Annotated in this window: 25 protein-coding genes; 10 read left to right on the top strand and 15 right to left on the bottom strand. The window is 57.2% G+C overall.

Annotation, left to right across the window (positions count from 1 at the left end):
* Window positions 1-4: 4 nt before the first annotated feature.
* Window positions 5-1,189: an NnrS family protein gene (locus ABNF92_RS14155; RefSeq protein WP_349342492.1), complete on the bottom strand. Its 1,185-nt coding sequence runs from the start codon at window positions 1,187-1,189 to the stop codon at window positions 5-7.
* A 123-nt stretch (window positions 1,190-1,312) separates the two neighbouring features.
* On the opposite strand from ABNF92_RS14155, the gene ABNF92_RS14160 reads away from it, so the two are divergent.
* Window positions 1,313-1,684 (top strand): SirB2 family protein, encoded by a 372-nt coding sequence (locus tag ABNF92_RS14160; RefSeq protein WP_069181832.1) that lies wholly within the window; start codon window positions 1,313-1,315, stop codon window positions 1,682-1,684.
* A gap of 1 nt (window position 1,685) precedes the next feature.
* Here the strand turns inward: ABNF92_RS14160 and ABNF92_RS14165 are convergent, their stop codons facing one another.
* From ABNF92_RS14165 to ABNF92_RS14175, 3 genes are all read right to left on the bottom strand, one after another.
* A complete protein-coding gene (locus ABNF92_RS14165) occupies window positions 1,686-2,507 on the bottom strand; it encodes an ion transporter (protein ID WP_349342493.1) in 822 nt (273 codons plus the stop codon).
* A 69-nt stretch (window positions 2,508-2,576) separates the two neighbouring features.
* Window positions 2,577-3,041 carry an EVE domain-containing protein gene (locus tag ABNF92_RS14170; protein WP_069181830.1) on the bottom strand — a complete coding sequence of 155 codons (465 nt, stop codon included), beginning with the start codon at window positions 3,039-3,041 and terminating at the stop codon, window positions 2,577-2,579.
* 87 nt (window positions 3,042-3,128) lie between these two features.
* The gene (locus ABNF92_RS14175; RefSeq protein WP_291906609.1) at window positions 3,129-4,451 is read right to left on the bottom strand and encodes a nitrate/nitrite transporter; all 1,323 of its coding nucleotides are present in this window, start codon (window positions 4,449-4,451) and stop codon (window positions 3,129-3,131) included.
* Window positions 4,452-4,760: 309 nt separating this feature from the next.
* On the opposite strand from ABNF92_RS14175, the gene ABNF92_RS14180 reads away from it, so the two are divergent.
* The gene (locus ABNF92_RS14180; RefSeq protein ID WP_069181828.1) at window positions 4,761-5,222 is read left to right on the top strand and encodes a universal stress protein; all 462 of its coding nucleotides are present in this window, start codon (window positions 4,761-4,763) and stop codon (window positions 5,220-5,222) included.
* Between the two features lie 47 nt (window positions 5,223-5,269).
* On the top strand, window positions 5,270-6,772 hold the full coding sequence (locus ABNF92_RS14185) for an MFS transporter (RefSeq protein ID WP_349342494.1): 1,503 nt from the start codon (window positions 5,270-5,272) through the stop codon (window positions 6,770-6,772).
* A gap of 93 nt (window positions 6,773-6,865) precedes the next feature.
* Here ABNF92_RS14185 and ABNF92_RS14190 read toward each other — a convergent pair whose 3' ends face one another.
* The 3 genes from ABNF92_RS14190 to ABNF92_RS14200 form a co-directional block, all read right to left on the bottom strand.
* The gene (locus tag ABNF92_RS14190) at window positions 6,866-7,282 is read right to left on the bottom strand and encodes a globin (protein ID WP_209400203.1); all 417 of its coding nucleotides are present in this window, start codon (window positions 7,280-7,282) and stop codon (window positions 6,866-6,868) included.
* Window positions 7,283-7,445: 163 nt separating this feature from the next.
* On the bottom strand, window positions 7,446-9,077 hold the full coding sequence (locus ABNF92_RS14195; RefSeq protein ID WP_069181825.1) for an antiporter: 1,632 nt from the start codon (window positions 9,075-9,077) through the stop codon (window positions 7,446-7,448).
* Window positions 9,078-9,331: 254 nt separating this feature from the next.
* Window positions 9,332-10,489, bottom strand: coding sequence for an NnrS family protein (locus ABNF92_RS14200; RefSeq protein ID WP_349342495.1), 1,158 nt, complete (start codon window positions 10,487-10,489; stop codon window positions 9,332-9,334).
* Between the two features lie 73 nt (window positions 10,490-10,562).
* Between ABNF92_RS14200 and ABNF92_RS14205 the strand changes: the two genes are divergently transcribed.
* A complete protein-coding gene (locus ABNF92_RS14205; RefSeq protein ID WP_349342496.1) occupies window positions 10,563-11,126 on the top strand; it encodes a Yip1 family protein in 564 nt (187 codons plus the stop codon).
* Here the strand turns inward: ABNF92_RS14205 and ABNF92_RS14210 are convergent, their stop codons facing one another.
* Window positions 11,127-11,816: a hemolysin III family protein gene (locus ABNF92_RS14210; RefSeq protein ID WP_291906600.1), complete on the bottom strand. Its 690-nt coding sequence runs from the start codon at window positions 11,814-11,816 to the stop codon at window positions 11,127-11,129.
* A gap of 166 nt (window positions 11,817-11,982) precedes the next feature.
* Between ABNF92_RS14210 and wrbA the strand changes: the two genes are divergently transcribed.
* Window positions 11,983-12,582 (top strand): NAD(P)H:quinone oxidoreductase, encoded by a 600-nt coding sequence (wrbA, locus tag ABNF92_RS14215; RefSeq protein WP_069181822.1) that lies wholly within the window; start codon window positions 11,983-11,985, stop codon window positions 12,580-12,582.
* A 93-nt stretch (window positions 12,583-12,675) separates the two neighbouring features.
* Here wrbA and ABNF92_RS14220 read toward each other — a convergent pair whose 3' ends face one another.
* Window positions 12,676-13,383, bottom strand: a complete 708-nt coding sequence (locus ABNF92_RS14220) for a Crp/Fnr family transcriptional regulator (RefSeq protein WP_349342497.1) — start codon at window positions 13,381-13,383, stop codon at window positions 12,676-12,678.
* Window positions 13,384-13,557: 174 nt separating this feature from the next.
* Between ABNF92_RS14220 and ABNF92_RS14225 the strand changes: the two genes are divergently transcribed.
* Entirely contained in the window at window positions 13,558-14,475 is a 918-nt protein-coding gene (locus tag ABNF92_RS14225; protein WP_349342498.1) for an AEC family transporter, read from the top strand.
* Here ABNF92_RS14225 and ABNF92_RS14230 read toward each other — a convergent pair.
* The 4 genes from ABNF92_RS14230 to ABNF92_RS14245 form a co-directional block, all read right to left on the bottom strand.
* Window positions 14,472-15,125 (bottom strand): cation transporter, encoded by a 654-nt coding sequence (locus ABNF92_RS14230; RefSeq protein ID WP_069181819.1) that lies wholly within the window; start codon window positions 15,123-15,125, stop codon window positions 14,472-14,474. The genes ABNF92_RS14225 and ABNF92_RS14230 overlap by 4 nt on opposite strands.
* Before the next feature lie 87 nt (window positions 15,126-15,212).
* Window positions 15,213-15,671, bottom strand: coding sequence for a Cd(II)/Pb(II)-responsive transcriptional regulator (cadR, locus tag ABNF92_RS14235; RefSeq protein ID WP_069181818.1), 459 nt, complete (start codon window positions 15,669-15,671; stop codon window positions 15,213-15,215).
* Window positions 15,668-17,023 (bottom strand): sensor histidine kinase, encoded by a 1,356-nt coding sequence (locus ABNF92_RS14240; RefSeq protein ID WP_349342499.1) that lies wholly within the window; start codon window positions 17,021-17,023, stop codon window positions 15,668-15,670. Before ABNF92_RS14240 ends, cadR begins: the two co-directional genes overlap by 4 nt.
* Window positions 17,010-17,675: a response regulator transcription factor gene (locus ABNF92_RS14245; RefSeq protein WP_349342500.1), complete on the bottom strand. Its 666-nt coding sequence runs from the start codon at window positions 17,673-17,675 to the stop codon at window positions 17,010-17,012. Before ABNF92_RS14245 ends, ABNF92_RS14240 begins: the two co-directional genes overlap by 14 nt.
* A gap of 200 nt (window positions 17,676-17,875) precedes the next feature.
* On the opposite strand from ABNF92_RS14245, the gene ABNF92_RS14250 reads away from it, so the two are divergent.
* From ABNF92_RS14250 to ABNF92_RS14265, 4 genes are all read left to right on the top strand, one after another.
* Complete coding sequence (locus tag ABNF92_RS14250; RefSeq protein WP_349342501.1) at window positions 17,876-18,403, top strand: cupredoxin domain-containing protein; 528 nt, start codon at window positions 17,876-17,878, stop codon at window positions 18,401-18,403.
* Window positions 18,404-18,440: 37 nt separating this feature from the next.
* Window positions 18,441-20,189: a copper resistance system multicopper oxidase gene (locus ABNF92_RS14255; protein ID WP_349342502.1), complete on the top strand. Its 1,749-nt coding sequence runs from the start codon at window positions 18,441-18,443 to the stop codon at window positions 20,187-20,189.
* A complete protein-coding gene (locus ABNF92_RS14260; RefSeq protein WP_349342503.1) occupies window positions 20,186-20,932 on the top strand; it encodes a copper resistance protein B in 747 nt (248 codons plus the stop codon). Before ABNF92_RS14255 ends, ABNF92_RS14260 begins: the two co-directional genes overlap by 4 nt.
* 124 nt (window positions 20,933-21,056) lie before the next feature.
* Window positions 21,057-21,569 (top strand): hypothetical protein, encoded by a 513-nt coding sequence (locus ABNF92_RS14265; protein ID WP_069181809.1) that lies wholly within the window; start codon window positions 21,057-21,059, stop codon window positions 21,567-21,569.
* 14 nt (window positions 21,570-21,583) lie between these two features.
* Here ABNF92_RS14265 and ABNF92_RS14270 read toward each other — a convergent pair whose 3' ends face one another.
* Window positions 21,584-23,101, bottom strand: a complete 1,518-nt coding sequence (locus ABNF92_RS14270; protein WP_291906587.1) for an FAD-binding domain-containing protein — start codon at window positions 23,099-23,101, stop codon at window positions 21,584-21,586.
* A complete protein-coding gene (locus tag ABNF92_RS14275; protein WP_083231714.1) occupies window positions 23,098-23,244 on the bottom strand; it encodes a DUF2256 domain-containing protein in 147 nt (48 codons plus the stop codon). The genes ABNF92_RS14270 and ABNF92_RS14275 overlap by 4 nt, the downstream gene beginning before the upstream one ends.
* Between the last annotated feature and the right edge of the window lie 42 nt (window positions 23,245-23,286).

Consider the following 23,286-nt stretch of genomic DNA (forward strand, 5'->3'; position numbering starts at 1 on the left):
GGTTTCAGCCTTCGCGGCCATCCGGTCTTGGGCTGGCCAGAATGCCGGTGTAGCGGTAAAGGAACATACCGAAAGCAAACAGCCAGAGCAGGGTGCTGCTGCCAATGCCGGGGTGCCATGGGATGATTTCGAAAGCCGTGAGCACCCGTACCAGCGCGGCCAGATGAATCGCGACGAACGCAAGCACCATCCCCCTTGGTAACACCAGCGGTCTGCCGCTGTGGCCGAGTGCCACCCGGGCAATAACCCCCAGAATCAGGCATGCGACCGCCCCGGTTCCGGCAGCGTGACTCCACGCGTTGGACGGCCAGCCGGCGAACAATGTGCCTGCCAGCAGGAACAGGGCGACCGGCACCCACAATATGGACAGGTGCAGAATCCAGAGCAGGGGTTCCCGACGCACAAGCCAGCCTTTCCAGCCAGCCAGCCGCACCAGCATAAGCGTACCTGACAGCATGGCTAGCGCACCGGTAACGGTTTCCCAGCCGGTGACAAGGGAAGCCATCAGCAGAATAAGGCTGAAAATTGTTGCCATATCGAGGGCGGGAACCGTTTTCACCACGTTGCCGTTGAAGCCGCGCTGGCGCAACCAACCGCCGGAAAATGCCGGCGTGATGCGCCCTCCGATGATGCTGATCAGTGCCATGGCCATGATCAGGGCGCCGTAACTGAAGGTCATGTCCAGACGTGTAACGAAGCCGATTTGCATCAGCCAGAGCAGGCCGAGCACCACCATGATCATCAGCTGTCTTTTTTGCCGGGCATGCCAGATTCGCCAGCCGGCATCCACCATTACCAGAGGCAGGAAAGCGAGGTTCACGCCCTGTACCAGCCAGTATGGAAGGTCTGCTCCGGTTGCCAACAACAGACGGCCGGCGAGCCAGACGCCCCATAGCAGCACCAGTCTGAATCCGTGGGTACGCTCGGTCTGGGTCCACACGCAGACGGCGGTCAGCAGGAACCCCGCGATAGCTGCCGAGAGGAACCCGAACAGCATTTCGTGTTGGTGCCAAAATAATCCTGGCATCGCCAGAGGCAGGCTGATAACTCCGTTTACCTGCATTACCCAGAGGGGGATGGCGGCGAGAGCCAGAACGGTCATGGACAGAAAGAAGATCCGGAATGGATAGGAAAATAACTGACCGACGCTGGCAGACGCCCGATCAGGGGAAGTCGGAATGGCCCGCATAGATGTCTCCCATATACATGTATTTTGTGTATATGTTAAACCCTGCCGACTTTGTTAACCATACCTGCTTGGAGGTAGATTGCGTACAATAGGCGCAACCCATTCAATTACAAGGGAACTTCCATGACGTCGTACATGATCCTGAAGCACCTGCACATGACCACTGCGTACCTGACTATCACGCTGTTTGCCCTGCGGCTGCTGCTGGACGCGGTCGGTCGGCCTGGCTGGCGCCAGACCCCGCTGCGGTTTATTCCCCACATCAACGACACGATTCTGTTGGTGGCGGCCATTTCCCTGGTTTTTGTCGCCGGCTACGCCTCGGCCATGCCCGGGTGGCTGATTGCCAAGATCGTGTTGCTGTTCGGCTACATCATTACCGGCGTATTCGCTCTGAAGACCACCCTGGGCAAGCCCGTTCGAATTTCAGCCGCCGTACTTGCCCTGGTACAGGTGAGCGCCATTCTGCATCTGGCGATGACCAAGCCATTCTGAGTCAGCGTTTTTCGCTGACCTGCTTTGTCAGTTCCGCCAGCTGAACCTGCACTGCCTGGAGCTGGCGGGCAATCTCGTCCCGCTCATCGTGAGCCTTCTGGGCCTGCTTGGCGTTCTGCTCCTCGCCCATAACTTCCAGGATCGCCCCGATCATCATGTTCAGGAACACAAACGCTGTGAGGAAAATGAAGGTGAGGTAGAAAATCCAGCTAAGCGGGTATTGCTCCATGGTGGCGTACATCACGTCCGTCCAGTCCTCGAAGGTGGCCACCCGGAACAGCGTCAGCATGGCTATGGCCACGTCGCCCCACAGTTCCTCGTCCACGCTGGCGAAGAACATGGAACCCATGGCCGCGTATATGTAGAAGATGATGAACATCAGCAGGGCGATATAGCCCATGCGCGGGATCGCTTTTAACAGCGAATTGATCAGGAACCTGAGTTCGGGCACCACCGACACCAGGCGCAACACCCGGAACACTCTCAGCAGTCGCCCCAGCAACACCGCTTCGGAATTATCCAGAGGAATCAGACTGCCGATCACCACCAGGGTATCGAACAGGTTCCAGCCGTCGAACAGAAAGCGTTTTTTGTTGGCACACACACCGAAACGGAACAGGATTTCCACCAGGAAGAAGAGGGTGATGGCGTTGTCCATCACGATGAGCGACTTCTCCACCAGGGGCGGCAGATCATAGGTTTTGGCGCCAATGGTCAGCGCCGACAAAATGATGATGGTAATGACGGCGCCCTGGAAAACCTTGCTGGATTCAATACGGCGGAGTCTCTCGAAACCGGAGACGGGGCTTAATTGGGACGACATGGCAGACGGCGGCTCCAGATAGTTCGGGGAAGGGCCGAATTCTAAAGGGCCTTGAATAAATTGGATAGACTAGGCCTGATTAACCTGCTGCAAGATGATCTGCCATTCCCGTTCGCTCACCGGCATGACGGAAAGCCGGTTACCTTTGCGCACCAGAGGCAGGTTTTCGAGCCCGGCCATGGATTTCAGCTCATCCAGCGGGATTAGCTTTGGCAGCGTGCGGACGTACTTCATGTCTACAGCCTGCCAGCGAGGCTTTTCCTTCGTGCTCTTGGCATCGTGGTAGGGCGATTCCGGGTCAAACTGGGTGGGGTCGGGATAGGCGCTGCGAACAACCATGACGATACCGGCAATTCCGATGTGTTTGCAGCTGGAGTGGTACAGGAAGACTTCGTCGCCTTCTGCCATGCGGGCCAGAAAGTTGCGGGCCTGGTAGTTGCGCACGCCGTCCCACGGGATAATCCCGTCTGGCGCCTTGGCGAAATCCTCGATGCCGCATTCCGCGGGCTCTGATTTAACCAGCCACTTGGCCATTGAGTTCTCCCATCACTGAATTCGCCTGAATTATAAGCCAAAAAAAGCCCCCGGAGAGGGGGCACAGAGGCGCAGGGTAATGCCCGGTCAGGGCTTTTTGCGGTTAAGCGGATAAAACAGCTGTGGCGAGGCCAGTTCCGGGAGGTCGGTTCTTTCCTCGTTTGCGGCCCACTCCACACGCTCGGCAGAGCGGATTGCGTAGTGCATCCAAGCCAGGGCAGCTGCCACGATCACGAACATCAGCATAAAGCAGCTCTGCCAGATGCCTGTAAGGTCGTTCAGTACGCCGAAGGTCAGTGGCAGGATGAACCCTCCAAGCCCGCCAATCATGCCAACCACGCCGCCTACAGCGCCGACGTGCATGGGGTAGTAGACCGGAATGTGCTTGTACACGGCTGCCTTGCCGAGGGACATGAAGAATCCGAGGATAAAGATCAGTGCCACGAACATGGGCAGGTTCATGGCCAGCGTAAAGCGGATATCGCCATCAATGCCCTGGACCACGTAATCGGTGGGCGGATAGCTCAGCAGAAACGTGCACAGAACCGAGGCGCCGAAGGTCCAGTACATGACCCGGCGGGCGCCGAAACGGTCTGACATCCAGCCGCCCAGAATCCGGAACAGGGAAGCCGGGATGGTGTAAAGCGCGGCAATGATGCCCGCGGTCTTGATGTCCAGGCCGTATACGCCAATCAGGAAGTGCGGCAGCCAAAGTGCCAAAGCCACAAAGGCGCCGAACACGAAGAAATAATACAGGGCAAAACGCCAGACCCTCAGTTCCCGCAGGGGTTCCATCTGCTCAAGGAAGGTCTTGGACTTGCTGCCGGCCCGCTCTGCGGCCAGGGGATCTTCCTTGGCCAACAGTATGAAGGCAACGCCCATGATTGCCAGCACCGTGGCATAGATCTGTGCGGTGCTTTCCCAGCCGAATGCCACCAGCAGAAACGGAGCGCCAAAGTTGGTTACTGCCGCGCCCACGTTACCCGCCCCGAAAATGCCCAGCGCTGTGCCCTGGTGCTCCGGTTCAAACCAGGCCGCTGTGTAGGCCACCCCCACGATAAAAGCCCCGCCTGCCAGGCCCACACCCAGGGCACCGATCAACAGCATGAGGTAGGTCGTAGCGAAGGTGAGCAGATACACGCAGGCGGCAGTGGTCAGCATCAGAATGCCGAATACCCAGCGACCGCCATACCGGTCTGTCCATATGCCAAGGAATAGCCGGCTTACCGAGCCGGTCAGAATCGGCGTCGCCATCAGCAGACCCAACTGGGTATCCGAGAGCCCGAGATCTTCGCTGATGCGAATCCCGATGATGGAGAAAATGGTCCACACCGCAAAGCACAGGGTGAAGGCGAAAGTGGATAAACCCAGCGCTCGATATTGCTCGGGTTTTGACGGGCTAATGGCCATTTTTCCCCTCCTTTCAAATATCCATCGAGTGCTGTCTGAAAGCACCTCTTAAACCATACCAAAAACAGGGTTTTTCCATGCGGGGCATTGGAGGTACCTCCTGCTGGGTGCAGTGGTGGTAGGCAATTTGAGGGTTTTGGCGCGCAGGGGATAGGCCCTTGATTTCTCTCGTGGGGTACGCGTTGAAAGGGTTGATATACGTCAATTATGGGCGCCACCAGAGTGTGGGCTAATGCTGACAGATATCAATGGATGCCTTTTGAAATCGCCTTTGAGAGGGGGGCAAAACGCCCTCGGGAGAACCCAGAAATGAAAATCATGATTGCCTATGACGGATCGCGAAATGCCAGGCTGGCATTGGCTCAGACCATCACCATGTTTCGCGATCTCAAGCCTGTAATCACCCTGGTTGCAGTGGCCGAGAATCCGCGGGACATCACCTCCGGAAACGAAGACCTGTTCCAGGAAGAAGTTTCAGAGCTCAAAAAGCACCTGGCCGAGGCCATGGAGTTATGTGACCAGGAACAGATTTCAGCCGAGAACATGCTTCTGGAGGGCGACCCCAGAAAAATGCTGCTGTTCGCCGCGGAAAAGAAGGTCCACCCGGACATGCTCGTTATCGCGCGCCACAGCCATGAGCCCGACGGTGGCTTCATCGCCCGCTCACTGACCTATTTCGTGGACGAACTGGATTACATGACCTTCGGCAGCGTGAGCTCATTCCTTGCCCGCCGCATCCAGTGCCCGCTTCTTATTCTGCCCAGCCGTTGAGTCTGGCCAGCAACCGTTTCTGAATCTGAAAGCCCAGGGAGGCTGACATGAAAGTCGCAGACGTTTTCCACGTCAAGAATCCTGAAGTCAGGGCACTGCACCTGACCTGGATTGCATTCTTTATTACCTTCTATGTGTGGTTCAACATGGCGCCGCTGGCATCGAGCATGCTCAAAAGCGTCAATTGGCTGACCGCCGATGACCTCCGCCTGTTTGCTATCTGCAACGTGGCATTGACCATTCCTGCCCGGATCATCGTGGGCATGGCCCTGGACCGTTTTGGTCCCCGTCGGGTGTTTTCCGTTCTGATGGTCCTGATGTCCATCCCGGCTCTGGTGTTTGCCTTTGGTAATACCATGACGCAACTGCTGGTCAGCCGTCTGGTGCTCAGCTCTATCGGTGCCAGCTTCGTGGTCGGTATCCACATGACCGCCATGTGGTTCAAGCCCAAAGACATCGGTTTTGCCGAGGGCTTCTATGCCGGTTGGGGCAACTTCGGTTCTGCCGCTGCGGCCATTACCCTGCCAACCATCGCGCTGCACATGTATGGCGGTGAGGACGGCTGGCGCTGGGCCATCGCCCAGAGTGCAATCGTGATGGCGGCCTATGGCGTGTATTACTGGTTTGCAATTACCGACGGCCCGGCCGGCACAGTCCACCGCAAGCCTCGCAAGGCCGTAGCGCTGGAAGTCAGCAGCTGGGGCGACATGGTCAAGCTTATCCTCTGGACCATTCCCCTGGTGGGTGTCCTTGCCATCCTGGTATGGCGCATCGAGAACATGGGCTATCTGAGCGCCACCGGCGCCGCTATTTGCTACGCGGTTATTGTGGCCATCGTGACCTACCAGATTATCCAGATCCTGCGGGTAAACGTTCCGATCCTGAAAAAAGGCGTGCCGGAAGATGACAAGTACCCGTTCAACAGCGTTGCCGCCCTGAACAGCACCTACTTTGCCAACTTTGGTGCCGAGCTTGCGGTCGTTTCCATGCTGCCGATGTTCTTCGAGGAAACCTGGAGCCTGAGCGCGACCGCAGCCGGCCTTATCGCTGCCTCCTTTGCCTTCGTGAATCTGGTGGCGCGCCCCATGGGTGGCCTGGTATCAGATCGAATGGGTAACCGCCGGTTTGTGATGCTCAGCTACATGTTCGGCATCTCTGTAGGCTTCGCACTCATGGGCCTGATGAACTCCAACTGGCCGCTGATCATTGCCGTGGGCATTACTGTATTCACCTCCTTCTTCGTGCAGGGGGCAGAAGGCGCCACCTTTGGCATTATCCCCTCCATCAAGCGGCGCCTCACCGGCCAGATTTCCGGGATGGCGGGCGCCTATGGCAACGTCGGCGCGGTGGTTTACCTGACTATCTTCACCTTCGTAACCCCGACCCAGTTCTTCTACATTATTGCCGGCGGCGCGTTTGTCAGCTGGTTGCTGTGCATCATGTGGCTGAAAGAGCCGGAGTCAGGCTTTGCCGATGAATACCAGGTGTCCTCCGTGGATCTGCAGATCGAAGAGGAAGAGCGTCGCCGGCAGGCTGCCGCTACCAGCTAACCCCTCGCTATCAAAGAGAAAGCCGCCGAGGCATTGCCCGGCGGCTTTTTTGCGTTTGCTTGAGCCGTCCCCAATAAGGTTCACGCCCGTCGATCAGAAGTGATCGTAGCCGAATTTCATGTAGGTGATGCCAGGGCTCAGCACCAGGCGCCAGGCCAGTTCTGTATCGTCGCTGCACTCCCAGTCATAAGCTCTTACTGTATCCGTCAGGCAGTCCAGCCAGAGATCGTAGAGGTGGGGCTTGATACTCAGGTGGCGGGCACTGTGCAGACAGGCAATCCGGTGGAGGACATCGTCCACGTTGCCGCTGGCGTAAAATGCTACCAGGCTGAAAAAGGATTTCTTCAGCATACTCCGCTGAACCGCCATATCGGTATTGCGAAACAATGCTCGCACCTCCGGCGAAGCCATCAGGAACCGGCGGTAGAAGGCTTCAAAGAAGTCAGGGAAGCCGGGGCGGGGCTGAAGCACGCGTTCGTAGCTTGCATCGAAGAGCTCTTCGAAGGACATGGCTGGCTCCCTGGCTTTGTCGGGAATTAATCCAATATCCTGAATCTAGCATTTGCCGGCGTGGGCGTCATTCGGTGCAGATGGGGAGGCAGGGCCCGCTGGAATGCAGACGTAAAAAAAACCGGCGCCTTTGACGGGCACCGGTTGTTAAAAGAGGCTGTTATCAGGGATTCTTGATGTACGCGTTCTTGCGCAGGTAGAACCACCAGTTAACCACCAGGCAGAGTGCATAGAACACCGCAAACCCGTACATGGCCACTTCCGGAGTGCCGGCCTGGATTTCCTGACCCATCACCCGCGGGGCGATAAATGCGCCGTAGGCGGCAACCGCGGAGGTCCAGCCCAGGACCGGGCCCTTCTGCTGCTGGTTGAAGATAAAGCCAATGCTGCGGAAGGTAGAGCCGTTACCGATACCACTGGCCGCGAACATGATGATGAACAGGATCAGGAACGGCGCAAAGTAGGCGTTCGGGTCGGTGGAGTTGTAGGCCAGCATCATCACATAACCGGTTGCTACAGAGGCTGCAACCATCACAACCGAGATGATCTGGGTAACAATGGAGCCGCCTACCTTGTCAGAAATCCAGCCGCCCACGGGGCGAATCAGCGCGCCTACAAACGGTCCCATCCAGGCCCAGGTGAGTGCGCTGGGCGCATCCGGGTTCACCACGCGGGTGACCGTGCCATCGGCCGCTACTTCCATCATGTTGCCGAAGATAACGCTGATAGACAGCGGCAGGGCAGCGGAGAAGCCGATGAATGATCCAAAGGTAAGGATGTAGAGGACAGTCATGGACCAGGTGTGCTTGTTGCTGAAGATCGCGAACTGGGCCTGGATGTTGGGCTTGATGTCGCCCGGTATCAGCCGCAGAAGAATCAGCGTGAGTACAATCGTCAGAGGCAGGGCCAGCCACATGTTCAATACACCCAGGGCCCAGACGCCTGCGATAGAGGCGAGAATGCCTACGCCGTAGAGCCCCAGAATCTTGCCAAAGGCCGAAAGCGGTTTACCGGGATTTGGGGTAACCACTTTCAGGTTGTTCATGCCAAACCAGCCGGCAAACGCGAGCGGAATCAGAAAAACGAGCCAGATAAACCCGGCGTTCTGGATCCAGGTATCGGTACCCGCTTCGATTCGGCCAATCAGCGTGCCGCTGGGGCTCTGCAGTTGCATCGGGTCACCGGCCAGGGCGCCGAAGATACCGACAGTCATCACCAGCGGAATGAGCACCTGCATGGTGGTCACGCCGAAGTTACCGAGACCGGCATTCATGCCCAGGCCATAGCCCTGCTTGCTTTTCGGGTAGAAGGTGCTGATGTTGCTCATGGAGCATGCAAAGTTACCGCCACCGATGCCGGAGAGCAGTGCCAGGGCCTGGAAGACAAGAAACGGAGTATCCGGATTCATCAGGGCAATGCCGGTACCGGCAGCAGGAATCATCAGCAGGGCGGTGGTCAGGAACACCGTGTTTCGTCCGCCGGCAATCTTGATCATGAACGAGGCCGGGATCCGCAGAGTTGCCCCAGACAGGCCGGCAATCGCAGACAGGGTAAACAGCTGCTCGATACTGAATGGAAAGCCCAGGTTCTTCATCTGGGTGGTGATCATTCCCCACATCAGCCAGACGGCAAAGCCCATCAGAAGGCTGGGTATGGAAATCCAGAGGTTGCGGGAAGCAATGCGCTTGCCTTCCCGCTGCCAGAATTCGTCGCTTTCGACATCCCAGTTTTCGATGTCAGCGTTTGTCCTGTTCTTCGCGCCTATCTGTCCGGCGCTCGCTGTACTGTTGGCCATGATGTGTGCTCCTCGGTTTGCTTTACCCATGGCCTCGGGTCAGAGGCTTCAGGGCTTTGAGCCATTGTGCAAAGCAGTGCGGGGAGTAATTCTTGATATTGCTCAAGGACAAGAATGCGGCGCGAGTGGTCGATTTTCAGGCGCCATTTTTATGCCGTTTTGGTCCGTTAAAATCTATAAAAATCAGTAAGATGCAGCGGTGATATTCCGAAGGGGGTAGGCAAACCGGTTGTCGGCGCAGTAGAGGTAGCCAATCATTTCCGCCGGTTTTGGGCGCGTCTGAACAGCAAAGCCACCTGCAGCGCCACAAGGCCATAGATGCAGGACCAGCTCGCCGCTGAGAGCCAGAGAGCAGTCGGTTCGAGAAACGGCGTGTTTCCTGCGAAGAGGCGAGCGATTGCAGCAACGGCCATGCCTGAAGCTAGGCCAGCAACCTGCCAGGCGGGTGGCACCGTTCGTCTGGCTCGCTGCCAGGCCAGGCGAAGCATGACGCTGGTGGAAAGCGTACCCAGGCCCCCGATGGTAATCAGGTGCATGGAAGCAAGAGGATCGTTCCTTGTCAGTAGGCTTATGCCGCTCAAAACCGCACCGGCAGCCAGCCAGAGGTAGCCAAGTGCCAACACCAGAAGGTCTGGGCGGTTTCGGCAATGCCAGAGTTTCCAGCGAACCGTGCGAATCACAATCAGAAAACCCGCAGCGAGCAATAAAAGTCCAACGGCCGGGGCCGCGACTGGCAGAAAACTCAACAGCAATGCCAGCAGCAAGGTGGCCAGAAGAGTTCCCTCAACCTGTGGCTGAACCCGGGCCCCAAGGGGAATTCCGCGCTTTTCCAACGTGCCCGCTACGGCCGGGGCGATGATGCGTCCACCGATAAACGTCATCAGAAGCAGCAAACCAACAAGGGCGGTTGTCAGTACCTGGCGGCTATCCGGAATTGCCGGTGTGCTTGCGACCAGTGTGTTGCTGGCAACCCAGAAAACGACTGACAACAGGCAAAGAAGCAGAATCAGCGGGCCGGCAACCCGGTTGCGCCACTTTTTGGCTGCCTGAAATCTCGGGACGGCGTGGCGCGCCAGCAAGAGGGCGAAAGCCGGGCTCAAAAGTTGGGCAGCAAGGCTTTCCGGGGCCAGGATCCAGCTCACCCTCGCGAGTAACCAGAGTACGAAGAGTACGGTAAGCACCCGGTACGGTTGAGGACCAAGCGTGTAGCCGGCGACAAGAGCCAGGGCGAAGCCGAATATCAGTTCGTGGCCGTGTCCCGCCCCCAGCAAACCAGGTGGCCAACCTGTCCCGGACAGCACACTGAAAACCGACAGGGGAACAGTCAAGGCGGCGAACAGCGATGCGGCAGGGAAGAATAGCCAGAACGCATGAATGTTCTTTCGTGGCATGCCTGAGTTGTCCGAAGTCATCTCGTATCCTTGACCGTTCGGCGCACCGAAACTATCAGTAAAAATAACGCGGGAAACATTTTAAAGGTGCATCATGAATATTACACAACTTGCCCGTCTACCATTCTCTGGCAATGGCGCCTGGTCAGAGCTTCGGCGCCTTGACCTGTCCATTCCGTTCCTGGCATGGGTGGTGGTCGTGCCCATGTCGTTTCTGCCGCCGGTGCTGCTTTACTTCGCCGGCACGCAGTACGGAGACGCCTTCATGCAAGGGTTCGGAGACAAAGAGTGGCGGTTTATCACCACTATTCTTTTCCTGGCAGAGTTACTCACGTTCTTCGTGATGGGCTGGCTCATCCACGCCGTCATGGGCAGTCATCAACTGAAAATCAGTTATCAGGATGCCTATTTGCTGGCTGCAATTGCGCCGCTGCCGCTCTGGCTGTCATCACTGGCACTTCTGGTGCCTGCGCTGGCAGTAAGCGTTGTGGCGGTGTTTGCCGCCTTGTTCCTGTCTTGTGCTTTGGTGTACCAGGGCGTTCGCTCATTCTGCGAACGAAGCGATAATGATGTGGTGGTCATGTCCGCCACCTACACCGTTATGTCGGCGTCTTTGCTGGCATGGGGGGTGCTGATGGCGATGGTTTGGGCGTTCTGATCAGACCGTATGGGGCAGGACGCCAAAATAGATGGCGCTGAAGTGGCAGGCGCTGCCGCCGATCACGAACAGGTGCCAGATCGCGTGCATATAAGGTATGCGGTCGGCCAGGTAGAAGGCGACACCGGCGGTGTACACAATGCCGCCGGCAATCGTCAGGTTCAGGGCTGTTTCACTCAGGTTGGCCACCAGGTCGGATGAGGCGAAGGTAATCAGCCAGCCCATGGCCACATAGATGCCAACCCTTGCGAGCTTGAAGCGGTTCTTGAAAATCACCTTCAGAACAACGCCGGTGATCGCCAGTGACCAGATCACGGCAAACAGGGTCCAGCCCACCGTTCCACGCATGTTCACAAGCAGAAACGGCGTGTAGGTTCCGGCGATCAGCAGAAAAATGGCGCAATGATCAAGGGTTTTGAATGCCCTTTTCAGTTCTGGCCGCCGGGCACCGTGATACAGGGCGGACGCCAGGTAGAGCAGAATCAGGGAAGCGCCGAAAATACTGAAGCTCACGATTTTCCAGGCATCCCCGACCTGACTGGCGCCCACGATCAGCGCAATCGTGCCAATAACACTCAATATGGCGCCCAGGCCGTGGGTGGCACTGTTCAGCCACTCTTCAATGCGGTGATGGATGTTCTGTGTCGCGGATACAGATGCTGTCACTGAGAGGTCTTCCTTGTAAGCCATGTCCATAAAATACTTGAGCGTACACGTGTACGCAATGGCTGATGGTGACCATCTTGTGAAGCTGTTCAGAAAAACTGAACAACCTGTCGGAAAAGTTCCGATTTCTCTCGAGTCCACCGCTGGTTAGCATGCGTATAACAGATTTCGGACAAAGGAGGTTTTTCAGATGGCAAAAGTACTTGTTCTTTATTACTCCATGTACGGCCACATCGAGACGATGGCAAATACCATTGCCGAAGGTGCCAAAGAGGTTGATGGCGCCGAAGTTACGATTAAGCGGGTGCCGGAAACCATGTCTGATCAGGCGTTCCTGGGCGCTGGCGGTAAGGCTGACCAGCAAGCTCCCGTAGCCGACCCGAAAGAACTGGCCGAATACGACGCGGTGATTTTTGGCACACCGACCCGGTTCGGCAACATGGCCGGTCAAATGCGGACGTTCCTCGATCAGACCGGTGGGCTGTGGGCTGAGGGCAAACTCCACGGCAAGGTGGCGAGCGTGTTTACCTCTACAGGCACCGGTGGTGGGCAGGAGCACACCATCAGCTCATTCTGGACCACCCTGGCCCATCACGGCATGGTGATCGTCCCTTTGGGCTATGGGATCCCTGAGTTTTTCGACATCTCGGAAGTGAATGGCGGAACGCCCTACGGAGCGTCGACCATCGCTGGAGGGGACGGCTCACGGCAGCCGAGTGAGAAAGAATTGGCCATCGCGCGCTTCCAGGGCAAGCATGTAGCCGAGCTGGCGGTAAAACTGCACGGCTGAATCTGAAGCATTACCAAAGCGTTGAGCGTTTTCCAGGGCAGCAGGCGAGAGCATGCTGCCCTTTTTTATGTTGTGCTTGGTTGGCGTGTCGCCTCATGGCCGAATTTTCGCACTCGCGGTTTTCAGCCGGGAAAAGGTCGCTGGCACGACGCCGAGCCATGATGCCAGTTGATTATCCGGTACCCGTTTAACCAGCTCCGGGTATTCCTCAAGCAGTAACTTGTATCGTTCTCTTGCCGGCATGGTGTGCTTGCGGAACTCTCTCATGCTGGTCAGCTCGGCAATTTCTTCCGTCAGGGCAAGGGCGAACTGGGGCCAGAGTCCCTCACCGTGAGACTGGATTGCAGACCGGAAGGCAGAGAAGTCGGCAACCCAGGCTGTTACCGGCGTTACTGAAGTCAGGCAGAGGGTATTTCTGACGGTTCGGCTACGGCCAAAAACGGGCCAGACCATATCACCCTCAGAAAAGAAATGGTGCACGGACACCTTGCCACTGGGTGCTTCCCGGAACAGCCGTAGTATGCCGTACTGAACCAGATACACGTTTGCCCAGGGTTTGTCGTGTTTTTCCAGAGCGGTCTCAGAATCAACCCGACAAAGATGGAAAAGTCGCGCGAGGTCTGCCAGAAACCGTGCGTCCGGATCATTCTCGTGCCCCGCCAGGCGAATACCAAAGACCCGGCTGAGACCATTCAGCAAGGCGGCCGACTCAGGTGCGGCATCCTGCTGGATAATATCGGGGTTGTTTTCTCCCAACATGCAGGGGGCGGAGGAAACGTCTGGCCTGAAGATGCTGTTCATGGCGTTGACCCTGTTACGAGTGTTCGATGAATTATGGTATCAGAGAAGCATCTTTTGAAATGACTTAAATCATTAAGGCTTTTTCACTGAGTCGATATCGCGATCTGACGAACATTCAGTGATAGACTCCGGCACCTGTTGCTGGAAGTTACCCCCTTTCCTCACGGAGTCCCGATGGCCGCAGCCTTTGCCCTTTTCTTCAAGCTTATTCCGCTCTATGTGACGGTCGCCCTGGGCTGGGTCGCCGGTCGTTACCTTGAGGCCAGTGGTCGTCATATTGCCGGCATAATGCTCTATATCGTGACACCATCTGTGGTGTTTTCAGGGGTTATGGCCGCTCCGCTTTCTCCCGAGGTCATCCTGCTGCCGTTTCTGGTATTCGGGATTTCTTCTGTTCTGGGCGTTGTGCAATTAAAGCTGGCCAGGCAGGTGCTTGATGATGGCAGTGCCAACATCATTCCCCTGTGTGTGGGGTCCGGCAACACCGGGTACTTCGGCGTGCCGGTGGCCTTGTTGCTGTTTGGCGAAGAGGGGCTCGGGCTCTATATCGTGTGCATGCTGGGCACCACGCTGTTCGAGAACTCGGTGGGCTTCTATCTGGCGGCGAGAGGACGCTACAGCATCAAGGATGCGCTCTGGCGGGTGTTGAAACTGCCGTCGGTATACGCCTTCCTGGCAGCCGTTGCCCTGAATCTGGTCGGTGTTGGTATTCCGGATATCTTCGTGCCGCTGTTCGATAATCTGCGCGGCGCCTACAGCATTTTGGGCATGATGATCATCGGCATGAGCATCACCAGCTTTCGCGGCCTGGCGGGCAATGTCCGTTTCACGGCACTGGCGTTCTTCGGCAAGTTTGTGATCTGGCCATTGGTCGCCATCGTGTTCTGGTGGGTGGATTCCGCGGTTCTGGGCATTTACGAGCCGGCCGTTCACAAGGCCATGTTCCTGATATCGATCACCCCGATTGCCGCCAACACCGTGGTTATTGCCACGTTGCTGGATACCTCGCCAAGGCAGGCAGCGGGTACCGTCCTGCTTACCACGCTGTTTGCCCTGGCGTTCATTCCGGTGATGATTTCGCTGGCGTTCTAACGGTTGCTAGAGCCTGCCGCTGCCGGCTCAACAGAGCAGGCCTTGGCTTCCGCGATGTCGCTACGGGCGTGGCGCACCACACTGATGCCGGCTGTTATCGCCAGCGTACCCATGATCGCGGCAACGACCAGGTCGGGCCAGGCGGTTCCAGTACCGAACACACCCAGGGCGGCTACCATAACGGCGATGTTGCTGATGGCATCGTTCCGGCTGCACAGCCAGACCGAGCGCATGTCGGAGTCGCCTTCACGGAATTTGAACAGTATTGCTGCCACGCTCACGTTTGCGGCAAGTGCCAGCAGACCTACCGCCCCCATGGTCAACGGCTCTGGCGTTATGCCAGCCTGCACCACCCAGACTGCCCTGGCCCAGACCACAAGGCCGAACACGGCCATGGTAATCCCCTTCACCATGGCTGCTCGTCCGCGCCAGAGCATACCCATGGACAGTACGGTGAGGGAAAGAATGTAGTTGGCGCTGTCTCCAAAGAAATCGATGGCATCCGCCATTAGCGAAACAGAGCCCGAGGAAAGACTGGCCATGCCCTCCACGGCGAACATGGCCAGGTTCACCCACAAGGCAATCCATAACGCTTTGCGAAAGCCCGGGGCCGGGGATTTGGGTTCTGGGGCAGAACAACTGCACGCCATAAAGACCTCCTTCGTCCAGATGCCCCCTATTGAAAACCCTGTAGTTGCTATAGGGTCAACAGTTGTCGCCGAAATTTTTCACACCGGTCATTTTTGGCCGGGGCCATGGGTGCCGGGCACGTGGTTGTGGCGATCTTCTGGCTCCAATGCACCGAGTTCGGAATTCAGTTCTCCAAGAATGCCGCACTCCCGGACTGTTCTGCCATCCGTACAGGCCTTCTGAAGCCGCACGAGGGTCTCTTCCAGGCTCGCCAGTTCTCTCAATCGCTCACGCACGTGAGTCAGATGGCGCGCAAGCAGGGCGTCTACATCGCTGCAGTCTGCCTCCGGTTGCTCGGCCAACCCGATCAGCTCACGAATCTCGTCCTGCGCCATATCGAGATTGCGACAGCGTTTGATAAAGAGGAGGCGGTCCAGGTGGGCGTTGCGGTAGGAACGGTAGCCGCTGCTGTCCCTGTCCGGTTCCGGCAACAGACCGATCTTTTCGTAGTAGCGGATGGTCTCAACAGGAATGGCTGTTGTCTTTGCGAGTTCGCCAATTTTCACTGAGGGGTCCCCCCGGTTGTACCCGGAAAATGCACCGTGGCCTTGAGGCCTCCGATCGAGTCGGCGCTGAAATTCAGGGTACCACCATAGCGCTCTGTAATCTCCCGCACGATGGCAAGCCCCAATCCGTGCCCCGGCGTTTGTTCGTCCAGACGCAGACCGCGGGTGCCCAGGGTGTCCAGCGCGTCCGGAGGAATTCCGGGGCCGTCGTCTTTGACGGTAATGGTAAATCCCTGCCGGTCCTCGTTCAGGCCCAGCTCCACGAATCTGGTGGACCACTTCCCGGCGTTGTCCAGAAGGTTGCCCAGCACCTCGTTCAGGTCGTGTTCCTCGATGGGCCAGCGTCTCTCTTCCGTCAGGACAGTGGACATTTCAAATGACTTTGCCGGGTACAGCCGGCCGAGCATCCACAGAAGATCCCGGGCCTGCTTCAGAGGGTAGGCGCTTTTGCCCACCTGTGGACCGGCGAAACGGCTGCGCCGCATTTCTGCTTCCAGTTGTCTGTCGATATCGTCGAGCCTCCCGGCCATCTGTTGTCTGAGATCGTTGGCCAGAGGTCGGTCTGTATCTTCCAGGATCTGGCGAACGGCAGCGATGGGCGTCTTAACGCTGTGGGATAGGTTGGCCAGTGCGTCCCGGGAGCGCTCCAGCCGCTGGTCCATGGAGTCGAGTAACTGGTTGAGTTGCATTACCAGGGGCTGGAACTCCTCGGGCGCTTTCACATCAATCCGTGATATCTCGCCATCCTGCAGCCGCCTCAACGCGGCCTTGAGACTCACTACGGGCCGCATGGACAGGTTGATGCCCAGCCAGAGAGCGCCAACCAGTAGCAGGATCAGGAGCAGGGAAACAACGGCTGTCCATGCATGAAGCTCGGCCTGACTGCGGCTCAAGGCACCAAGGTCTTCAGAAACGATCACCACGATGGGCTGGTCGTTCACGCGAAAGGACTTCCGGTAAGCAAGGATATCTGAGGGCGCCTCTTCAATCTGGGCGCCACTGACCCGCAGCGTACCCTCCTGACTGGACTCTACAAGCGGCATTAAAAGTGGCGCCCAGGTTTCCGGGGAGATAATGGTTCGGGTATCGGAATGGATTGCAAATGCGTGGTGAAAAACTTCCTGGAAATAATCACCGGTCTGTAAAGTGTCCAGCCGACCACTGGAATCGCGAATCTGGTGTTCAAGAAAAGCGACTTCGTCTTTCAGACGGGTTTCAAGGAATTGGCGGGACATCCGGTCAAGTAGCAGCCCGTGCACCAACCACGCGAGAGCCATCAGAAGAATGCCGGCCGGCAGCAGTAGTGCCAGCAGGGTGCCCTTCACTGATGCCGGTTTTTTAAACCAGGTCATTAAACAGGTACCCTTGGCCACGTCGTGTTGAGATGGTGTCCGTGCCTACTAGTTTTCGGAGTCTCCTAATGTAGGCCTCAATAACGTTCTCGCTGGGGTTGTCGTTCAGGTTGTAGAGCTGCTCCATAAGTTGTTCTTTCGAGAACACGTGCCCTGGCCGGCTCATCAGGCAGCGTAACAAGCGGAATTCGGTTCCGGTAAGACTGTGTTCTGTGCCATCGGCCAGTTTCAGGCTCTGACGATTCTCATCCAGCTCGAGATTGCCGGCTTTCACCAGAGAGTGCACCCGCCCTTCGCTCCGGCGAATGATGGCGTTCAGTCGTGCAATCAGCTCTTCGGTCTGGAAGGGTTTGGCCAGGTAGTCATCGGCGCCGGCTTTTAGTCCGTTGACCTTGTCCTGCCAGTCGCCTCGGGCAGTCAGAATCAGGACAGGGAAGCTGGCCCTGTTCATTCGCCACTTGCGCAGAACGTCCAGCCCGTTGCCGTCAGGCAGGCCCAGATCCAGGACAACGGCCCGATAATCCTCCTGCTCTGCCAGCACCATGGCTTCTTTGGCAGTAAACGTTGAATCCACACTGAAACCCGCCTTTTCAAGTTGGCTGGCCAGACCGTCGGCCAGCAGTCGGTCATCTTCGACGAGCAGTAAACGCATAAGTCTGTCCTTCAGAATGTGAATCTCAGCGACTCAGTATCCCTGTGTTAACTGAACCCAGCCTGAACGCTAAATAATTCGTCATTTTCAGAAAGGATTCAGGTTTGTGCGCGATGGTATTCATCGTTTCTGGATATTGCTCAATTTTCGAATCAAACCATGGTTCATTCGAGTCTCACCAATTCACAGGAGTATACAAGATGAACGCATCCGCATTTCTGGTTGCCGCCACAGCCATGACCATGTCAGCAACGGCTTTTGCCGCCGGCGCCCACAGCGGTGGCCACGGGGGAGGAAGCGGAGAGCCAGGCAAGGCCTCCGAGGTCAGCCGAACGATCAACGTTGAGATGCACGACAACTATTACGAGCCCGAGTCCATCGAGGTTACTCCCGGTGAAACGGTTCGTTTTGTTATTGAAAACAAAGGCAACCTTGTTCACGAGTTCAACATTGGCACGCCCGATATGCATGAGGCCCATCAGGAAGAAATGATGATGATGGTTGAACATGGCGTGATCCAGGGCGGAACTCTCAATCACGACATGATGGAAATGGACATGGGTGACGGCCACTCCATGAAGCACGATGATCCCAACAGCGTTCTTCTCGAGCCGGGCGAAAGCAAAGAGATCGTCTGGAAATTCTCCGAGGAGGGCAATATCGAGTTTGCCTGCAACGTGCCCGGGCATTATCAGGCCGGCATGTACGGAGATGTGAATTTCAACTGATCCCTCCAAACAACGACGTAGTTGAGAGTAGTCAACCATGAAGAAATCCTTTCTGGCAGGCCTTGCGGCCTTGCTGATGCCGGCGTTTGGCCTGGCTGGTGAATACAACCTGACAGTGGACCGGGTCCAGATTGATACCGGCGATTTTGTCAAAGAGGGCATTGGCTATAACGGCGAATCCCCGGGACCCGTTCTGCGCTTCAAGCAGGGCGAAGAGGTGACCATCAATGTCACCAACAATCTTGATGAAATGACCTCCATCCATTGGCACGGGCTTATCCTGCCCTATCAACAGGATGGCGTGCCCGGCATCAGTTTCCCGGGTATCAAGCCGGGTGAAACCTTTACCTACCGGTTCCCCATCCAACAGGCAGGCACCTACTGGTTTCACAGCCACTCCGGGTTTCAGGAACCGGATGGTGCCTACGGTGCCATTGTTATCGAACCGGAAGGCCGCGAGCCGTTCCGTTATGACCGCGAATATGTGGTTCAGCTGACTGACAAACACCCGCACTCCGGGGATCGCATCATGCGCAACCTGAAGATGATGCCGGACTACTACAACCGCCAGCAGCAGACCGTTGGTGAGTTCTTCTCCGATGCCGCCGAGCATGGCTTCATGAATACCCTGAAGGACCGGATGGCCTGGGGCGATATGCGGATGATGAAGGCGGATGTCGAGGACCTGCAGGGGTTTACCGCGTTGATCAACGGCAAGGGTCCTGGCCAGAACTGGACGGGCATTTTTGAGCCAGGAGAGAGAATCCGGCTGCGCTTTATCAACTCGTCGGCAATGACCTACTTCGATATTCGTATCCCGGGTCTGAACATGACGGTGGTTCAGGCTGACGGCAACAATGTCCAGCCCGTAAACGTGGACGAGTTCCGCATCGGCGTGGCTGAGACCTATGACGTCATCGTTCGTCCCCGCGATGAACAGGCGTACACCATCTTTGCTGAATCCATGGGGCGTTCGGGTTATGCAAGGGCAACACTGGCACCAGAAGAAGGCATGGAAGGTGTGGTTCCCGAATTGCGCGATCCGGCTCGGCTGACCATGGCGGATATGGCCGGCATGCACGGTATGGATCATGGAAGCATGGATCACGGAAGCATGGATATGAGCGGTTCCGGTGATATGGCGGGTATGGACCATTCTGCCATGGGAAGTATGAATGGGTCTGAGATGTCGGGGATGGATCATTCAAACATGGCGGGCATGGATCACAGCGGCATGATGATGTCCAGCAATGGTGCCAGCGATCCTTTCTACGCCGAAGGCAGTGGAATTGTGCCGGTCGCCGCCAACGGCGGAAAGTTCCTGTCCTACGCCGATCTCAGGGCACAGAACCCCCTTTATGAGGACCGCGAACCGACTCGCGAGATCGAGCTGAAGCTCACCGGCAACATGGAGCGTTACACCTGGAGCATCAACGGTGTGAAATACGAGGACGCTGACCCGATCCGCCTGCAGTATGGCGAACGTGTCCGCTTCAAGTTTGTGAACGAAACCATGATGACTCATCCCATGCACCTGCACGGCATGTGGTCCATTCTTGATGTCGGCGCCGATCAGTGGAACCCCATCAAGCACACCATCAGTGTTCAGCCTGGCACCACTGTCTATATGGAAACCGAGGTGGACGAGCCGGGACAGTGGGCCTTCCATTGCCATCTTTCCTACCACGCCGCCGCGGGTATGTTCCGCAAGGTGATTGTCGAGGGTGGTCCCGACACGACTCAGGCCAAAACTGACGCTGTTGCCGAGAATGGAGGTGAAGCATGAGCCGTGTGCAATTCCTGACGCTGGGGCTATTGAGCTCGTTGGTAGTGTCAACGCCGGTTACGGCCCAGACCATGATCCAGGACACCACTGCCCGTAAGCAGCCCCTGGCGACCTGGGGTGTTCAATTCGAGGAGCTGGAGTACCGTTACAGCGATTCGGATGAGGAGCTTGGTGTCTGGAAATCTGACGTGTTCTATGGCACCGACGAGCTCAAGTTCCGCTGGCTGAGTAAGGGCGAGTATGCCATCGAAGAACAGGCCTATGAGGGCCTGGAAAACCAGCTGGTTGCGCAGACGCCCATCTCCAAGTTTTTCGATGCCAAGGCGGGCGTTCGGTTCGACACGCCGGAAGGACCCGATCGCACCTATGCGGTTCTTGGGGTAACCGGCTTGGCGCCACAATGGTTCGAAGTGGACGCGAGCCTGTACGTCAGTGATGAGGGAGATACATCGGCGGAGGTAGATGCCGAATACGAGTTGTTGCTCACCAATCACTGGATTCTCTCCGCTGCTCTGGATGCAACGGTGGCATTCAGTGAGGATCGGGAGATTGGCCTGGGTAAGGGGCTTAGCTCAACAGAGGCCGGCCTCAGGTTGAGCTATGACCTCATCGACCGGGCCGTGTCTCCCTACATTGGTGTGGTGCACGAACGCAAATACGGCGACACCGCCGACCTGGCTGAGGCCGAGGGCGGCAGTACCGAAGACTGGTTTGCCGTTGTTGGTGCGCGAATCGCCTTCTAACCGAATGACATAGGTCAACAAGAAGGGGCTAAACCGAACCAGCGGTCAAATTTTCAGTTTCAATTCAGTTTCATGGTCTTTACTGAGAAGGATGCACAGAGTTGCAGCCGATAAGGAGGATCTTATGAACAGATTAACCCGTTTTGTAGCGTGTTCCGTGCTCGTTGCTTTGCCTGCCTTTGCTTTTGCACAGGGAAACTCGGGGCAAATGCCTCGCGGCGGCATGATGACCGAGGAACAAGTGCAGCAGATGAATGAAAACATGGCACGGATGCAGGCCATGATGCAGGAAATGCGGAATGCCAATTCCAACGCTGAACGCCAGAGACTGCGCGAGCAACACATGGAATACATGCAGGAGCACATGCAGATGATGCGTGGCGGCATGATGGGCCCCGGCATGATGGGCAGTGGCCAAGGAATGATGGGTAATGGCCAGGGCATGATGAACAACCAGGGCATGATGAATAATCAGGGCCAGGGTAAAAAGCAGTCCGGTAATGCCCAGGGGAATCGCTCTGGTGGTCCGGGGATGGACAACGAGCAGCGTCTTCAGATGATGGAGAACCGGATGAACCAGATGCAGATGATGATGGAGCAAATGCTGGAGCATCAGCGGCAAATGAACCGCAACTGATGTGTTCCTGCCCTCTAGTCAAACAGTGACAGTTGATCGGGCGGCTGCTTCGCTGGCACGCCGGGGCGTTTCTGGACAGGCCCCTTGCGACTGCCGTGGCGGACCAGCACCCGGTCTGTTTCTGCCTTGCTGACGTGCTGCTTGCGAAAGTCGCCAACCGCCTTGCGGGCAACCCGGGCCGCCTGCTCATGGTCACACACCGGTGAGATGTAGGTATTGCCGCCATAACGCTCTTTCTGGGCCGGAGTCATCAGCCAGGGCGTGTGGATCATTTCACTGGGCACGCCCGACAGCTCCGGGATCCAGCGCCGGATGAATTCGCCTTCTGGATCCAGTTTCTGGCTCTGCAACACCGGGTTGTAGATGCGAAGGGCGTTGATGCCGGTCAGGCCAGACTGCATCTGGGTCTGTGAATAGTGAATGCCCGGCTCGAAATCGGTAAACAGGCGGGCCAGATGAAGGGCCGGGTCCCGCCAGTGTAGCCAGAGCTGATAGCTGGCGATTGCCATTAACATGGCGCGCATCCGGAAATTGATCCAGCCCGAATGGGCCAGTGCGCGCATGCTGGCGTCCACGAGGGGCCAGCCGGTCTGGCCTTCCTGCCAGCGCTGCAGGCGCTCGGAATCGTTAGGTCCCGATTTAAGCGCCTCCATTTCCCGGTGCATGGCCCGAAATTCCAGCTCGGGCTCATCTTCCAGTTTCTGGATAAAGTGGCAGTGCCAGTGCAGCCGGGACCGGAAGCTGGTCAGGCTTTTCTTTTTCCTGGGCAGGGTGTTGCGGTGATTGCCGGTGCTCTTGGCCTCCTGGTAGACCTCCCGCAGGCTGACAGTGCCATAGGCAATGTGCGGACTCAGGCGCGAGCAGGCTCTTACGGCGGTGTTCGGGCTGGAGATGTTGTACTGGTAGCCGACGCAACGGCGATCCAGGAACGAGGTCAGGAGCTTTTCGCCTCTTGCGCTCCCACCCATCTGGCGGTCCGGACACTCGTCAGGTACTTCAAAAGCCTTGTGATTGTCGCCAGCGCAAAGGGTCTTCAACGTATCCGATGTCGGAATTACAGTCGGAGCGTCCTGCAACGGTTGCCGCATCAGCTCGGTCCAGGCCCTGTCCCAGACATCCCGGTCGCTCAGGCGACGAACCACGCCAAACTGGTTCCACTCCCGGAACTCCACATGGTTCTCCGAGCACCAGCCAATCACCGACCTGTCACGCTCGTAGGTCCACTGCCCGCCGGTTTCCTGATGGCAGAAGATGCGGTTAATTGGCTGGTGGGCCTGAATTTGCTTGAGGGCATCAATCATCGACCCTCGCAGTACCAGCAGCTGACTGCCGGCCTTGCGCAACTGCCGGTCCAGGTCGTCCAGAGAATCCCGGATAAACGCCCATTGGCGGCCGCTGGTGTCCGGCAGTTGCCAGTACTCATCTTCGATGACGTACAAGGGTATGACCGGCTCTCCCAGGGCGGCTGCCGCCACCAGCGGGGCATGATCACGGGTGCGAAGGTCGCGCTTGAACCACACCACGGTGGTCATGACGATGCGCTCCTTTCACGCCGGCAACGTTCGCTGCAGTAGCGCACGTTGTCCCAGTCTTTGGCCCATTTTTTCCGCCACTTAAAGGGCCGCTGGCAGACCGGGCAGGTCTTTTCGGGCAGGTTGAGCTTTTTGTGGGGCACTAGCGGGCTCCGTTCAGGTTTCTGGCCATAGTACGTCCGGCT

This window comes from Marinobacter sp. MMG032 (assembly GCF_040112695.1).
Taxonomy (GTDB): domain Bacteria; phylum Pseudomonadota; class Gammaproteobacteria; order Pseudomonadales; family Oleiphilaceae; genus Marinobacter; species Marinobacter salsuginis.